The organism is Pseudomonadota bacterium, assembly GCA_018823285.1.
In the GTDB taxonomy this organism is placed as follows: Bacteria; Desulfobacterota; Desulfobulbia; order Desulfobulbales; family JAGXFP01; genus JAHJIQ01.
Map to the genome: position 1 here is coordinate 46428 of JAHJIQ010000055.1, position 16130 is coordinate 62557.

Consider the following 16130-nt stretch of genomic DNA (forward strand, 5'->3'; position numbering starts at 1 on the left):
AACTGGAGGCATTTTGGTAAAACCACGGTTAGTTGCAAAAATTGAGTCTGAAGAGCCAACTCTTCAATTGGCGGTATTAATTGATGCGGACAATGCCCAGGCTTCTGTCATTGAAGGCCTGCTTGCGGAAATAGCGAGATTCGGCGAGGCAACCGTAAAGCGGATATATGGAGATTTCACGGCGCCGACCAGCGCTTCATGGAAGAAGGTGCTGCAGAAATATGCCATTAAGCCTGTCCAGCAGTTTGCCTACACGACCGGGAAAAACGCCACCGACAGTACGCTGATCATTGATGCGATGGACTTACTGTACACGCGAAAATTCGATGGCTTTTGCCTGATCACCAGCGACAGTGATTTCACCGGTTTGGCGATGCGATTGCGTGAAGAGGGGCTCATTGTTCTTGGCTTTGGGGAAAAGAAAACCCCGGATGCCTTTCGCTATGCCTGTCACAAATTTATTTTCACGGAAGTCCTGAGGCCAAGTACCGGTTCTGAGTCAGTTGAGAAGCCGCCAAAAACCAAGAGTAAGACCAGAACCCCACCAGCCAAAGCAGCTGCCGAGGAGACAGCACCGGCAAAGCAGAAATTCCCCAAAGAATTTGTTCTGGACGCATTGGAGCAGTCGATTGACGATACCGGCTGGGCAGGTCTGGGGGCTTTCGGGAGTTATCTCACCAAGCTGCAGCCGGACTTTGATTCCAGGCTTTATGGTTACAAGAAACTCTCTGATCTGGTGAAAGCAAAGAAGGACCTTTTCGTGACAGAAGAACGGCCGATACCGGGATCAAGTCAAAAGGTTTTGTATCTGCGGGCAAAATGATTTCGAGTCAGTGGGGCAACTGATCGCGGAAACGGCGCGGTGCAGGATCGATAAATCCATCAATATCGATATTGCCTTCATGGTTCAGTCCCTAAATGAAAATTTCAACCTCCGCCGCCTTGAGCGTTACCTGGTTATGACGCACGAGAGTTGTATCCGGCCGATTGTCCTGTTGAGCAAGAGCGATCTGCTTGTCGAGGAAGAGATCACAGTGCTGCACCGGGCGTGGCCCGGTGCCATGCAAAAAAGTCTGTCAATTCCCATTCAGGACTGCTCGGATCGTTGTTGCAAGATCCTTGTGATCGACCGGTTTCATGATAAAAGCGCGGATGCCCATTAAATTTGCCTTATCGGCATCAATTTTTGAACTGTACCCGGTAGACATGATAATCGGGATATCAGGCCGGATTTTAAGAAGTTCCTTGGCAAGCTGTTCCCCGGTCAGCATCGGCATTGTCTGATCCGTAATGACCAGAGCGTAGGTATGAGGGGCGGCCCTGAAAAGCTCAAGGGCTTCGGTGCTGCTTGTCATGGCGGTTGGCTGGTACCCGAGCATTTCCAGTCTTTTTTGCGTAAGCCGGGCAATGCTGGCGTCATCATCCACGATCAGAATATTCTCCTTGCCTCCGGGGAGTGGGCTTGTGTCGACATTCTCCTGTTTTTCCGGTTCCACTGCTACCCTTGGAAAATATAATTTGAACGTTGACCCCTGACCGGCGGAACTCTCAACTGTAATCCGTCCGTCGTGGCTGAGAACAATTCCATGGACCACAGCCAAACCCATGCCCGAACCTTTCCCCACCTCTTTCGTGGTGAAGTAGGGGTCGAAGATCCGTTCGAGATGTTTTTGGGAAATACCGACACCGGTATCGGCAATCGATAAAAGAATATACACCCCGGGTTTCAAGTTTAAGTCGTTGCCGGAACCGGAGCCATTCAGCTCGATTTCATAGAGATCAATGCGTAAGACTCCGCCATCTTCTTCCATGGCCTGGGCAGCGTTCGTGCAGAGATTCATAAGAACCTGATGGATCTGGGTCGGGTCGGCCAGTATCGCTCCACAGTCCGGAGCCATATTGAGTCTGATATCAATAGTTGTGGGAATTGAAGCCCGGAGGAAGTTCAAGGTCTCTTCTATCAACAGCTGAATCTTTACCGGTTTCCGATTCTGCTCCCCCTTACGGCTGAACGACAGGATCTGTTTCACCAGGTCCTTTGCCCGATTGGCGGCTTTCAGGACCTCATCAATCTGGTGTTTGGCGGGGTTCCAGTCGGGAATTTCGTCCCTGGCTATTTCGGCGTAACCAAGAACAGCGGAAAGGATATTATTGAAATCATGCGCTATTCCCCCGGACAAGGTGCCGATGGCTTCCATTTTCTGGGTATGACGAAGTTGCGCCTCAAGCCTGATTTTTTCTGTGACATCCTCCAGCACGGCAAGTGATCGGATGATATTCCCTTCAGTATCTTTTTCAGCAGTAGCGGAAAGAAGAACGTCCATCTCCTCGCCGTTTTTCTTCACGAATGTATAACTGATATCAGTGCAGCTCCCGGTTTTAAAAAACTCCGGCAGAACTGTTTCGGAAGCGTAACGCCGTGAATCTTCAGTGAGAAAATCGCTGGATTTCCGCCCGATCACTTCTTCTTTAAGATATCCGAGTTTGTTCAGCCAGGTATCACTGACATCAATAAGCTGTCCGTTCTGATCGATAGAGTGCAGCATGGACGGGGTGTTCGTATATAAAAGACGGTACCTTTCCTCGCTCTTTCGTAATGCTTCTTCCTGCTTTTTTATGTCGGTGAGGTCTATCGCCTGAACGATGATGTTTGAAACATCGCCGTTGTGATCCAGAACCGGTGTGAAGACCGATTCTATGATTTTGTGGGTGGCATTTTTTACTTCAACATGGTCAACGGCCCCGAAATCGTAATCCAAAATGATGCTGGCAGGTTCTTTCTTTGCAAAAACATCTCTGATGACCGGCATGAATCCCTGCTTCTCTATAACAATATCTTTGAACAGATTATATTTGCCGACCACCTCATCTTCAGTGGCGCCGAAAAAATCCAGACAGGCTGAGTTTGCCCTGATGACAGTCCCTTCCGCGTCGGAAATCCACATGCTCAAGGCTGCGCTCTCAATGATTTTGTCGAGAAAGTTGGTTCTCTCCTGCAGAGCATTTTCAGCCTTTTTCCGGGAGGAAATATCCTGAAATATACAGGCGAATTGTCCTTCTGACGGTCGGTATGCCGATATTTCGAAGAACTTGTCCAGTTCAGCTGAGTAATTTTCAAATAATACCGGCTCTCCGGTGATGGCCACCTTACCATAGGTGTCAATCCAGTGTTTTTCGGTTCCCGGCATAACCTCTAACACCGTCTTGCCGATAAGTTTTTCGGCGATTAATCCCGTTAACTTTTCAAAGGCGGGATTTACGCTGAGAAATCTATAATCAACCGGCCTTCCGGCATCGTCACAGATAATTTCATGCAGCGCAAATCCATCGAGCATCTTTGCGAAGAGATTTGCATAGTTTTGTTCCGCTGTCCGGATTGGCGTGACATCTCGGGCAATTCCTCCAATACCGACAAGGGAACCGGAATCATCATAGGTAAAAGATGTTGACCAGAGAAGGGTATGCGATTCGCCTGTGATTCGATTGACCTGGCGATTTTCTATGGAATCCTTCAATCTTTTGCCGGCAACACAGTCAGAGAGCTGGTTCCGGGTCCGTTCTCGATCATCAGGATGGATGAAATCCAGGGCTCGCAAACCGACACACTCTTCAGGGGAAATGCCGAATATTTTCCGGGAAGTGTGATTTACAAACGTAAAACGGCCATCTTGATCAGTGTGGGTGATAAGGTCTTCGGTATTTTCAACCAGATCTCGGTATTTCTCTTCACTTTCACTCAGCTGCTTTCCGGCAAGATATCGGTCGGTGATGTCGTAAGCGGTCCCGCGGGTGCCGACAATATCGCCGGTTTCATCGGTCAGAAACTTGGCGTTGAATACCAGATGGATTTCGCGGCCGTCTTTCCCCAGATGGACAGTTTCAAAGCCCTTGACCGAGTTTCCCTGTTTCAGCCGTAAAAATTCCGCGTGATCTTTTTTTGCCTGCTCCGGGGACTGAAAGTCGGTAAATTTTTTCCCCAGCATTTCTGTGATTTGATATCCGAAGGTGGTCTCCCAGGCCGGGTTCAGGTAGATATATCGGCCTTCGGCATCGCACTGCCATATCAGGTCTTGAGAGGTTTCAACAAGATCGTGATACAGGGTTTCCGACTTTTGTAATGATTCCTCCGCCTGTTTTTGCTCGGTGATGTCGTAACTGAGAACAACAATGCCGACAACTTCTCCCCGGGTATTGAAATCCGGGGAAAAATTGACTTTGATCCAGCGTTTCCCTTCCTTGAGATTAAATGTGTTCACATATGAGGTCGCCTGTCCGTTCCTCACGGTATTGATGGATTCCAGTGCAAATTCATAATTTGCCTCGCCGATGATTTCTTTGATATGCTTGCCGATAATTTCTTCCCGAGGTCGGTTGAAACCTTCAATGTATCTTTTATTCACAAACTTGTAGCGAAGATCGTGAATTCCTACATAGGCGTTGTATGCGGGAGAATTATCAGAAACCAGGCGAAGCAAACGCTCCTGCTTCTCAAGCTCTGCGAAGCGTTCGGCCGGTTCTTTGGATGTGGATGTCGTATCGGAGGTCATTTTGTTCTATTGAAATTTTCGCTTTTTACTTGGGTATAAGGCTTCAAAAAATGGAGGTGCAGTGGTGCTGAACTGCTTGTCAGCCGGCGATCATTGCCATCTGTATCCAGCGTCCGGCAGAACTGTTTCCTCATCAAGACCCCCGCTATCACCATTAAAGCTATCACAATGGATGAGGGATGTGAAACTGAAATTCCTGGAAAGGGATTATGGGAGGGTGAGGATATTTAGAGAGGGGGGGATGATTGATCTCTTGAGAGGCTTTTCTTTCCGAGTTGCCCAACTGTTGAACATGCAGAGCAATGTTTCACCAAAACAGCAAAGCCCGACCAAGGAAGCCGGGTCTTGCTGTTTTTGATTATCAGAGTGGATGATCAGTCCCCAAGATCCGGGAAGGTCAGCTTCATGGATTCCTTGTCACCCTCACGTTCAACCTTGACCTGCACCTCCAGGTTGCCGCTGCGCAGTCCCAGGGCAAGCGGCATAGATGCTTTGTCTTCTTCCAGGTGGAGGATTGTTCGGACAATGGAAATCATCCGGTTGAAGATGTCCTCGGAAGGGGCCTTCACGGAGGTTTTTTCGCCAAAGGACTTGAGCACTACGGTAATATCGCTTTTCTTACGTTTGAAGGAGAGCTTCCGGGCCTTCTCGGTGATTGCATACATAATGGCCAGGGCCAGATACTTCATGCTGTCTTCTTCAATGTTTCCACCCGGCGCGGTTGCCAGGTGCTGGAGCTGTTCCTTGAAATTGGTCTCCATGTAGCAGTCGCACATTTCAATCAGTTTCAGGTGCAGGGTCGGGTCGTGAATTTCCATGGGCATCCTCTCGATTATTGATTTGTTTGATATTCCTTTCCCATTATGTTCTTCACCATTGCGGTATGTGTCAAGCTGAAACGGCCAGGCGAATCGGAAAAATATATCCCCATATCCTCCACGGGTCTCGGTGGGGCAGCGGTATTGAGATCAGGATGGTGCAATCTGCAAAAGATAAATGACGACATACTGAATAATCTGTGTTTCGACTATTCGCCAAGCCTGTCATTTTGGTCTGAATTTACTTTTTTCATTTCCTCCTGCAGGCAACTCTCACAGTACCCGTGGGATATCCGCGCATTGGTTTTCAGGGACAGGTATTTTTCCAGATTTATCCATTCACCGGTCCCGTATTCGGTTTTTGAATCATCTCTGATCTTTTTACATTTACAACATACGGGCAGGATATCATCAAAGGATTTCATTTTTCGGATCACTTCATATTTCTCGATGCATTTTTTCACCCGAAAGATGAGTTCCTTAGGAGAGCAGGGTTTCTGGAGATAGTCGTCAGCTCCAGTTCGCAATGCGTCAATCGCCGAAGGAAGGTTTGCATACGCGGTATGAATGATGACTCCACATTCGGGAAACACCTCTTTGGATTTCTTCAAGACATCAAGGCCATTGATCTCTTTCATTTTCAGATCCGTGATCACCAGGTCGAAATATTTCGCGCCGATAAACTTATGGGCGGATTTTCCATTATTTACGGTGCTCACTTCGTATCCTTCCATCCAGAAAATATCCTTCAGGGTCTCAAGGATGCTTTCATCATCGTCAACCAGTAAAATGCTATGGCCCGTCATCATAGTCCTCCTTCCGAGCGTGCTGAAATAACAGGCGCCGGTTCATGACTCATCGAGTTGATCCTTGTTTTTTTCAGTCTCTTCGGCCTCTTTTTTTCTCAGCCATTCCACGAATTCAGGATACTTTTTTCTGAAATCATAGGTAAACCATTCGACGGCGCCCCGCTCTTCTTCGTCTGTATTCAGTATCCAGCACTCAACTTCATTTAATAGTTTGATTTTTCGTTCATTTTCATCATTAAGACTTTTCGGGCCATTTCCCGTCAGGATCCATTCGGTCAGGAGATCGTATTCCCGGCCGACAATGTATGCCCATTCAACGGGAAACTTGTCTTCTTTTCTCTTTTTCGAAACGTAGGACTGTGCTGTGCCAACCATTTTCGCAAGGTGGGCCATGCTTTTGATCTCGGTTTCTCTTTTTATACGCTCGAAGATCTTGTCGAATATCATGGGGATTCACTTATGAAGCAATCTTGCCGCTCGATGCATGCTAAAACAATATAAACATGCTTGTATTGTATATTGTTTTGATATGGATATCAAACAAATGGAACAGGATAATTTGTTTGTGCTGAGTGAATCGGGATGTAAAGGATACCAAGAGAAGATAATCGTATACTTTACAATTTCACCTGGGAAAATGTCGGACTGTTTGCCTTTTGGCCGGCAATCAATTCCCCGCTGACGGAACACCCTCTTTGCCCAGAGGTTTGAACAGCACCAGCATCTTCGGCAACAGCAGCAGGTCGCCGAGCAGGGCGACCAGCATCGCAAAGCCGGTGAACAGGCCGAAATAAATGGTCGGGATAAAGTTTGACAGCACGAGGATTGAAAAACCGATGGTAATCGTGGTCGTCGTGTAGAGAATGGCCCGGCCGATACTGCGATGGCAGCGGTTCATGGTGGCCAGATAATTGCGATCTTCAGGGAACTCCTTCTGGAATCGGTGGATGTAGTGAATGGTGTCATCCACCGAAATGCCGATGGTGATTGAGGCAATGGTGATCGTCATCAGGTCGAGGGGGATTCCGAGCCAGCCCATGGCGCCCAGGACCACCGCCACCGGCAGCATATTCGGGACAATGGCGATCAGGGCGAGGGAGAGGGAGCGGAAAAGCACCAGAAACATCAACACAATCCCCAGAAAGACGAGGCCGATGGTCATGATCTGTGAGCGGAAGAGGCTGCCGAGCATGTTGTTATACAAAACATACATATTGGTGAAGTGAATCTGCTCACTTTTAAGACCGATCTCCCCGACCAGAAAATTCCTGATTCGGGTCAGCAGTTCAGCCCGGGCAAGCGGATGGCCGGACTCGATGATCCGCATCGTAAATCGGGCCTGGGTGATGTCCTCTGCAACGTAAGGATCGACCAGCATTTCCCTGATATCGGCCGGGGTTTTTTTATGGAGAATGGCCAGTTCAAAATTGCCGAGGGGGATATTGTCATTCAAACGAGTGGTGATTTTGCCTAAAATTGCCAGGGAGAGGACCTCGCCGGTCTCGGACAATGCATCCAGATAGTCGTGGATTTCCTCGATTTCCTCCATGGTATAGGTGTCGGCATACCATCTTGATGTGCCGCCTCCATCATCTGCAGAAAATTCATCTTCGCCGAAGCCGACCTCTTCCTCAACTTTGAAATCGATCACCAGGTCGAGCGGGGTTGTGCCCCCCAGCTTTCGGTCAATCAGGCTCATCCCCCGGAATATTTCGGTCTTTTCCCGAAAATAGTCGATAAAGCGATTCTCAACCTTGAGCCTGGTGATACCGACCCCGCTGATAATGGCCAGGAGCAGGGCCAGGATGAGGATTTTCCCGCCGTGGTTCTTGGTCACCCCGGCAAAAATCAGGGTGAAGGGGTGACTGAAATCCTCGCCGGCGCCGGAGGTGTCTTTGTCGAGCAGGCAGACCGAAGCCGGGAACAGGATGAAGGCCAGGGTAAAAGAGACAATGAGGCCGATGGTCATCATGATGCCGAAATCGATAACCGGCCTGATCCCGCTGACCACCAGGGAGCTGAAGGCGACTGCGGTGGTCATGGCGGTATAAAAACAGGGAAGGGCAATGGTTTTAACCGTCAGCAGAACCAGATAGCGCTGGTTGACTCCGGGGTTTCTGGCATGGATCTCCAGGTAGCGCTCGATCAGATGGATGGTAAGAGCCATGGTCAAAATCAGCATCAGCGAGATAAAGTTCGAGGAGATGACGGTGACCCGCCAGTCCATCATCCCGAGCAGGCCGAGCATGGTGATGACTGCAGCGCTGCAGCAAAGCAGGGAGAGAAACACCCAGCGAGTCTTGCGGAAGGTGATGTAAAGGGTGATCACCAGAAAGATGAAGACCCCGACCCCGAAGACCAGCAGGTCGTTTTCGATAAAGGCGATCATGTCGGCGGTAATCATCGGCACCCCGCCCAGGTAAAGCTCCGCTTTCCCGCGGTGTTTGTCGATGATCTGCCGGACCGCATCTACCAGTCGGCTTTCTTGATGCTGCAGCCTGGTCAGGTTCTGCCGATAAGCGCTTGAGACCTGGTGCAGTTCTGTCTCTTCCTGTCTGCTCAGGGTGCCCAGGGATTCTTTTTCCCTGAGCTGGTAACGGCGGGCCAGAAGCTCCCGGTATTGCCGGTCGATGGGAAGGTTGACCAGGAGGGCGGTGGTGTTTCCGTCTTCACTGAGAAGCCTCCCTTTGTAGAGCGGGTTTTCAGAGAGTTCGGTCACGACCGTTCTTTTGTCGACGCCGGATTTTTCCAGGGTCAGCAGTTTGTCCTTGTCGGCCACGTCCGAGAGCGAAATGTCGGTGGTGAAGATCAGGGGCACATCCAGAAGTGTGGTCACCGAGGCGACGCCCTCAAGTTGGGCAAGTTCGTCCCGAAGCCCTTTGAGATCGGCAAGGGATTCCGGCGCAAACAGATCGGTTGCAGCCGTATAGGTGACCACCAGCACGTCACCGGACCCGTAACGCTCGGCGATCTGGCGATGATAATAAAGGTCGGCGTCGTTTTCGAGAATCAGGGAGTCGCCTGATGCGTCCAGCCGGAAGTCCGGGATGTGCCAGGCAAAGAAACCAACCGTCAGCAGGGTGATGATCAGGGTTACGGCCGGTTGCTTCAGTACCAGTGAATCATAGAGGGTTGAAAGGGTTTGTTTCATTGTCGAATAGTTATCGGTGAACAGCATCTGTCATTACTGTGCCAGTAAACTGTGCTATCCGGCAAGGCGTTTTTTATTTTCAGATCAACCTTTGTGTGGTTATTTGAACAAGGAAAGAGAAAAGCAGTCCACGTGGCTTGAAGTCTCATGTTGTTCGCGGTTTGTCACGGGTCGTTGCAAAATCAGGGGTTGAAAAGGGCGGGGCGCTGGAATCGATATAATGATCGATTGGATCGCCAGGAGATCGCGAATAAAGATATTTTGCAAATTATTTCAATAAGATACTCAGTCGGAGATTGCCGATGGATCAAGGTTGGCCTTGCGTTGACAGCGCTGTTTCTTCTGGTTTTCGGAGTGGAAATCGTCGGGGCGGAAGAGGAGCAGAAACTCTTTGATACTTTTACCCTCTACTGGGAAAACGATGCCTTTACCGGGACCGATCGTGGGTATTCCAGCGGCTTGAAACTGACCTGGAGTACCCCTTACGAGACCGATTTTCAAGAGCCCAATCTGCCGCAATGGAGCTATCCGCTGATCAACAGCCTGCCTTTTATTAAAGACAAGGCAACCAACCGGGCCGTCTCTCTCTCCGTCGGCCACAATATTTATACTCCGGAAAATACGAGCCGCAGAGACCTGATTGTCGAAGACCGACCCTATGCCGGATATCTCTATTTTGCCACGGGATTCCACAGCCGTACCATGAACCGCAAGACCAGCTGGGAGTTTCAGTTCGGGGTGGTCGGGCCGCTGGCGCTCGGTGAAGAGGTTCAGAATATAACCCATCAGTTGCTCAGTAACAACAAGGCGGAAGGGTGGGACAACCAGCTGAAGAACGAAGTGGCCATTGAGGCGATCTGTGAATCACAATGGCGGACCTGGCAGAAAGATTGTGGGAGCGGTTATAATTTTGATCTGATTCCTCACCTGGGATTCCGGGTCGGCAATGTGAACGTTTATGGCAATGCCGGAGTTGAAGTGCGCTACGGCTGGAAATTACCGGACGATTTCGGCTCCTGCCCCATCAGGGCGGGATGTGCCACCAACAGCGCCTTCAGGGATCCATTCCCGAGGGACAACGGCTTCGGGATTGTCGGCTGGCATTTTTTTGCCGCCCTGGACGGACGGGCGGTTGCCCATGATATTTTTTTGGACGGCAACACCTTCAAGGACAGCCACAGTGTCGATCGAAGGGTGTGGGTGGCGGATTTTATGGCAGGATATGTTCTTGATCTGAACCAGCTGCGGCTGACCTATTCCTACGTTCTCAGGACCAAGGAGTTCGATGCGGAGAGGGATTACAACATCTTCGGATCATTGAGCGCCTCCTGGCGCTTTTGAGATTCTGGATTGCGCGTCATCTTCCGGATTACGGGAAGATATCAGCAGGGGAAGGGCTGCCCCGGAATTTCCAGAAGAGGCAGCGCGAACATTTTTGCCGGTCTCGTAAAAAGCCACGAGAAGGATGGGCAGTGCCATCTAACTTGTTGGATTATCGTAGGTAATCTGGATGTATAAGATTCTTTACGAAGCCATCAATATTCAGCTTTGAAAAAATAATTGTGGCATTTGCCGGTGGGGTGATTTAATAGAATCATCCATTTTTCAATTCCCCTCGGGGATGGTGAATTTTATGTCGCATTTTCTGTTCTGTCTTCTATTCTGATGACGCAATCCATTGTAGTCCTCGGTCCTGTTCCCGTCCCACCCTGCGCAGGAATCGCTGCTCCCCTGCCCGAACAGCGGGCGATTCCCGCCACCCGCATTGAAAGTTATGATATCGCCAGGGCTATTGCCGTCCTCGGGATGCTGGTGGTCAACTATTTCGTAATCTTCCTGGAGTTCTTCGAGGGGGATTCTTTCTTTATGGATCTTGCGGATCTGCTCTGCGGCAGGGCGGCTGCGCTCTTTATCATGCTGGCCGGGGTCGGTCTGACCCTTCTCGGCAGAAAGGCCCTGGATTCTGGGGATAAGGAAGCACTCCGGTTATTCCGTAAACAGATCCTGATGCGTTGTCTGGTTCTCTATTTCGTCGGGCATCTGCTGTGGCTTTACTGGCGGGCCGATATTCTCCATTTTTACGGTCTGTTCCTGTTTGTCGGTGCGTTACTGATCACCTGTTCGGGAAGAGTGCTCTGGCTTCTCAAGCTGCTGATCATTACGGTCGCCGCTGCCGCATACTGGTGGACCGGCGGGGATCCTGACCTCAGCGAATTGTTCACGATTCAGGGGATTGTTGCCCGGAACGTGGTTGATCTTCTGTTCAACGGTTCTTATGCGGCCTTTCCCTGGTTATCGTTTCTCCTTGTCGGGATCTGGTTTGGTAAAAACCGCATGTTGAGCGGTAATGTTTCTCCCGGCCGTATCGCCTTTGCTGCAGCGGGCTTATTTTTGGTGAGTGAGTATCTTCTCCGCATGGGAAGAATGCTTGATCCTGAAGAGGCAGACACCCTGCAAAGCCTGCTCCTCAGCCGGACTGCTTTTCCGTTGTCCCCGCTCTATGCACTGTCGTGCGGTTCGTCGGCTCTCCTCCTGCTGACCGTGCTCATGGTTGGCTGCCGGAATGAAACGGTTTGCAGGATTCTCAGCCCATTAAAATATATTGGCCGGTTGAGCCTGACTATCTATATAGGCCATGTCTTTCTTGCCTATTCCGTATTCGATCTGTTGTATGACAATCTCTCAGGGGATGATTATCTGGCGGCGGTCATCGCCTTCTTTCTCGCTTCATGTCTGTTTTTTGCGGTTTTTTCCGCGGTCTGGTGCAAACATTTTGCCTATGGTCCTCTGGAATGGGTTCTTAGAAAAGCTGCGAAATTTCAATTCTGAAAGGAAGCGGGTTTTCCCCGGCGCTCCTTGTCCTGCAGGCTTCGCAAGGTGGGGCTGGTGATGAACTCAATGCATCTCGATGATCATATGGCCGATGACCTGATCGCTGCCGGGCTTCATTTCATCGCCTTCAGCCTTGATGCCGCCGATGAGGAGTTGACTGATAGTCTGCGCTCCGGGACCAACCTAGTGTCGCGTCAAGGATGAAATGTCATAATATTTCTCAGGCATTTTTTGTGCCGGCAAGGCATGTGTTGGGTTGCATAGCAGCGCAATGCAACCCAACAGGTAACGCAGGAGGCGCGAAAAACGACGAGAAAGATGTGACGGTTCAGAGTTGACGTGACACTAGAAAGGGTAGTACAAAACATCAAGATCCGGAGTGCCGTGCGACGGGCTTTCGTCGATCATTTGCCGATCATTTCGGTGCATGGCCTGGAAGGGTTTGGTCTGGCAACACGTCCCGATCAGGTCTGTTGTGAAAATTCATGATGGACCTGATCCAGAAACGAATTCATTTCCAGTTCGACATGCGAGACGTCTGACTCCTCCTCAAGGGCAACGAGCAGATGGAAATGGGGCATGGCGTTTTTTCCTGAACAGCGAACCAGAACCAGTCGTCCGGCAGGGGTTTTGATGGAGAACTGGGAGCATCCCTGCATGCCCACATGTTCCGCTGCCTTTTTTGACTGCTGCAAGAGGTTGTTGTAAGTGGTGCCGAGTAGTTCCAGGTCATCAGGTTCGGCGACCACGTCACGCGCCAGCACCCTTCCTTTGCAGGTGAGAATCCCGCAGGCCGAATAGCCGGGGAGTTTCCGCATGTTGAGGATAAACTGCTGCAGGGTTTTTGCTTTGATGGCCGTTTTTCGTGTTCCCGGGTTGGTCATTGTACACTCTGCCTGAAAAAAAAATGAGGAAAGATCAAGCGGTGAACGCCCTGAAGGTTGGTGGTCACCAAACGAGAAGTTCTCTGGATCAATGCCATGATACCATCCGGAATATTAAGAATCCAGCAACGGATGTATTATTTGTCTCCGGAACCATGCAAACGCCTGGAGATCTGCCGGGAAGGGGTGTTGCGTTGTTGTCACTGTTTCCTTGGCCAGAAAAACAGTTTTGTTCTTTATTATCCGTTTATCATATAATTCATTTTATAGTGCTGTTGGCAACAGCTTCTCCTCAGCTGCCAGGGATTCCGGCAATATTGGGGTGTTTCTTTTTTGCACAGGCAATTTCACAAATAAACCAGGAGGTCTGAATGAAAACAATCATCTCGTTTCTCGTTACATCCTTTGTCATCTGCCTGATGTCGGCCGCTGCTTTTGCAGATGAGGTTTCCGTTGAGCTTGGGCAGCAACTTTTCAATAACCCCGGGCTGGGCGCTTCACAAAACGCCATCAATTGCAATACCTGCCATCCGAACGGAGAGGGTCTGGAACACGCAGGGGGAAAAGCCAATCTGGCTGCGATCATAAACAAATGTATAGTCGGACCCCTGAAGGGCGAAAAGCTCAATGAGCAGACTGTAGCAATGCAGTCGCTCATGATGTATATCCAGTCATTAAGTAAATAGTAACAGGCCGATCATGGAAGTTTGACCGATGAAGAAAATAGCAATCCTCGATGTTTTGGTGGTGGCTATTTTCATTTCCGTCCCGGATGCTTCGCCAGCCGATTCTTACATACCCGGAAATGGTTGCCCTCCTTAAGATTCGGGGGGCAGAGATCGGGATTAAACGATTCTGAAAATGGGGAGTGCATGAAATTACCCGGAGTATTATCAGCGCTGTTGGCCTTGTCTCTACACCTCGTTTTATTATCCTTCGGGGCGCTTGCCAGCGCTGAAGCGGTTGTCCTGTCCGAGATCGAAATTGTACGTACCGATAAGGAAACGAGAGTTTACCTGAAAGCAGACGGAACTATAAAGAATTACCGGAAAGTTGAACTTAAAAAAAATGTGAAGGCAGGTCGCCCTGATCGTATGTATTTAGACATCAGGAATGTGCGACTGGCGGGTCCGATCCCTGCCCAAGAGGCAGGAACCGCTCTTGCCCGGGTCAGAACGGCACCGAGGGGGAAAGGGTTCAGAGTGGTTTTTGATTCCGGTCTTGAAGGATTGTTTGAGTACACGGTACAAGAACAGCCGGAGGGATTGCTTGTCACCATCCTGGAGCCGGCTGTCGTCAATGCGGATGTCGAAATCATCCCGGAAGAACAACCTGATCCGGTGCCGGAAACAGTTGCTGCCCCTCTTGTGGAAACCATATACCCGGAACCAAAAGTTGCCGGCGACCTGATGCTGTTGATCGTGACCTCGGATTCGCCTGACTATGCCCGAGAATGGCTGAACGCACCATCCGACCAGAAAAAAGGCCTGAAACTTCTGAAGGAGGTAAAGCCAAACCAGGAGACCAGCACCTCATTTCTGGTCACCGGGCTTACCCCGGACAGTGACGGAAATTTTTCCTATGTGATCTCAATAGTTCTGCTGGACCCATTCGGCAAACCGATGGTGAATCAACCCCGGTACGCAAATGTTGCGGGTCGAGCCCCGGCGCAACCGGCTTTTGTGCTGACAGAGCCGGAGCTTGCTCTGATTCTGGACAACTCGGACCCGGTCGGTGATTATAAGATGATCGGCATTGTCCAGGACCTGATCAGTAACAAGGTAGGTCGAAGCAGCACGAAGATAACCCTGGCAAATTAATCAGGGGAGCACATGTGCTGTATCTTATAAGAAGGGACGGTATTTCGATTCTTTCCTCCTGAAAGTTTTTACAGTAATGCCGGCGAATCACCACATCCCTCCTTTGGAAGATACCTGCCGCCGGGGGATTTCATGCCAACTTCCTTATTGCTTTATTCTGAAAAAAAATTGTTTTGTTTCAATAGCTTATGGGTGTACTGGTTTTATTGATTTTGCTAAACAACCTCCTGGCTGCCAATGTGTGTTCTTCAGGTGTGTTGCGGCAGGCGAATTGCGGCCGCCTATTCAAGGCGTGGGGTCAGGTCTTGAATTGCAACATTTTGAGGCGTGGGGTCAGGTCTTGAATTGCAACATTTTGTAATGCTCTGTGGCATTTCAAGACCAGACCCCGGCCACAATCGGCCCCGATCCCTTTTCTGAGCATATTATTGGCATTGCAGGAATGTACCACGAAGTGGTATTATTAAGCGCTCCTTTTGAGGGCCTTATTCATTTTCAGTTTAGGGTTTTCGACTCTGATCCGGGCCTTGTTTATTTGGCCGTGAAGTTATCCTGGAAGTTACTTCTTCGGCAGTGGTTTTATGATTTTCAGCATGTTTCTCTGGCGCAGACACCGGCCCGGCAAACATATTGGGAAATTGTCCATATTATAAAAGCGCATACAGGGAGGTGTTCAGATGGAACGGCCTGGTCGAAAAGGATTCAAGCGGTCTGTAGCAATATTCTGGCGACAGGCAACGATCATTGCCACCGTAGCCCTTGCTGCATGGTTGACAATTCAGACTCCAAAAGCCCTTGCGGAGAATGAAGGGCATCCACTGATTTCTGCATACAAGGGGTCGGTTTTAATTGGCCGGGAAGTCAAAGAGTTTGATGAGCAGTTGCTGGTCGTTAGCAAAGTTCAGGCGGATAACTCGGTCAAAACTGAAAAGCTCGCAGGCAAAGTTACAAAAGTTGAATATCAGGATCCGGGTGACCGCTCCTCCCTTGAACGGATGCGCAATTACGAACTCTCCTTGAAGAAGGCAGGCTTTGAGGTGGTCTTCAAATGCGCTAACGAAGAATGTGGGCCGGAAATTCAGCTTGATACCATCGGTTATTATCCCCCCCAGCGTTACATGACGGCCCGGTTAAAAAGGTCCGAAGGAGATGTCTGGGCCGGCATCTATATTCCGGAAGGTCCCCGGATGAAAATCTGGGTGGTTGAAGAGCAGCCCATGGAGACCGATATGGTGAGTATTTCGGCCGACCAGCTCAAAGATTCCCTGG

The 16130-nt window shown here is 49.9% G+C and carries 14 protein-coding genes and 1 pseudogene; 9 read left to right on the plus strand and 6 right to left on the minus strand.

What is annotated here, in order from left to right:
• Positions 1-13: 13 nt before the first annotated feature.
• Positions 14-823, plus strand: coding sequence for an NYN domain-containing protein (locus tag KKG35_12855; GenBank protein ID MBU1739015.1), 810 nt, complete (start codon positions 14-16; stop codon positions 821-823).
• Positions 824-884: 61 nt separating this feature from the next.
• A pseudogene (gene rsgA / locus KKG35_12860) lies at positions 885-1034 on the plus strand (GTPase RsgA).
• A gap of 42 nt (positions 1035-1076) precedes the next feature.
• Here rsgA and KKG35_12865 read toward each other — a convergent pair.
• The 5 genes from KKG35_12865 to KKG35_12885 form a co-directional block, all read right to left on the minus strand.
• Positions 1077-4547: a PAS domain S-box protein gene (locus KKG35_12865; GenBank protein MBU1739016.1), complete on the minus strand. Its 3471-nt coding sequence runs from the start codon at positions 4545-4547 to the stop codon at positions 1077-1079.
• 374 nt (positions 4548-4921) lie between these two features.
• Entirely contained in the window at positions 4922-5365 is a 444-nt protein-coding gene (locus KKG35_12870) for a hypothetical protein (protein ID MBU1739017.1), read from the minus strand.
• Between the two features lie 209 nt (positions 5366-5574).
• Complete coding sequence (locus tag KKG35_12875) at positions 5575-6174, minus strand: response regulator (protein MBU1739018.1); 600 nt, start codon at positions 6172-6174, stop codon at positions 5575-5577.
• 39 nt (positions 6175-6213) lie between these two features.
• The gene (locus tag KKG35_12880; protein MBU1739019.1) at positions 6214-6621 is read right to left on the minus strand and encodes a helix-turn-helix domain containing protein; all 408 of its coding nucleotides are present in this window, start codon (positions 6619-6621) and stop codon (positions 6214-6216) included.
• 220 nt (positions 6622-6841) lie between these two features.
• Complete coding sequence (locus KKG35_12885; GenBank protein MBU1739020.1) at positions 6842-9325, minus strand: MMPL family transporter; 2484 nt, start codon at positions 9323-9325, stop codon at positions 6842-6844.
• A gap of 324 nt (positions 9326-9649) precedes the next feature.
• Between KKG35_12885 and KKG35_12890 the strand changes: the two genes are divergently transcribed.
• The 3 genes from KKG35_12890 (at position 9650) to KKG35_12900 (ending at position 12361) form a co-directional block, all read left to right on the plus strand.
• Positions 9650-10666 carry a lipid A deacylase LpxR family protein gene (locus tag KKG35_12890; GenBank protein ID MBU1739021.1) on the plus strand — a complete coding sequence of 339 codons (1017 nt, stop codon included), beginning with the start codon at positions 9650-9652 and terminating at the stop codon, positions 10664-10666.
• Positions 10667-10990: 324 nt separating this feature from the next.
• On the plus strand, positions 10991-12154 hold the full coding sequence (locus KKG35_12895) for a DUF418 domain-containing protein (GenBank protein MBU1739022.1): 1164 nt from the start codon (positions 10991-10993) through the stop codon (positions 12152-12154).
• A 57-nt stretch (positions 12155-12211) separates the two neighbouring features.
• Entirely contained in the window at positions 12212-12361 is a 150-nt protein-coding gene (locus tag KKG35_12900) for a radical SAM protein (protein ID MBU1739023.1), read from the plus strand.
• A gap of 260 nt (positions 12362-12621) precedes the next feature.
• On the opposite strand, the gene KKG35_12905 is transcribed toward KKG35_12900, so the two are convergent.
• Complete coding sequence (locus KKG35_12905) at positions 12622-13041, minus strand: hypothetical protein (protein MBU1739024.1); 420 nt, start codon at positions 13039-13041, stop codon at positions 12622-12624.
• Between KKG35_12905 and KKG35_12910 the strand changes: the two genes are divergently transcribed.
• The 4 genes from KKG35_12910 to KKG35_12925 all read left to right on the plus strand — a co-directional run.
• Positions 13041-13412, plus strand: coding sequence for a hypothetical protein (locus tag KKG35_12910; GenBank protein MBU1739025.1), 372 nt, complete (start codon positions 13041-13043; stop codon positions 13410-13412). The two genes, KKG35_12905 and KKG35_12910, sit on opposite strands and share 1 nt — an antisense overlap.
• Entirely contained in the window at positions 13413-13727 is a 315-nt protein-coding gene (locus KKG35_12915) for a cytochrome-c peroxidase (protein ID MBU1739026.1), read from the plus strand.
• Positions 13728-13913: 186 nt separating this feature from the next.
• Positions 13914-14861 (plus strand): AMIN domain-containing protein, encoded by a 948-nt coding sequence (locus KKG35_12920; protein MBU1739027.1) that lies wholly within the window; start codon positions 13914-13916, stop codon positions 14859-14861.
• A 677-nt stretch (positions 14862-15538) separates the two neighbouring features.
• A partial coding sequence (locus tag KKG35_12925; protein MBU1739028.1) for a hypothetical protein occupies positions 15539-16130 on the plus strand: 592 nt, incomplete at its 3' end.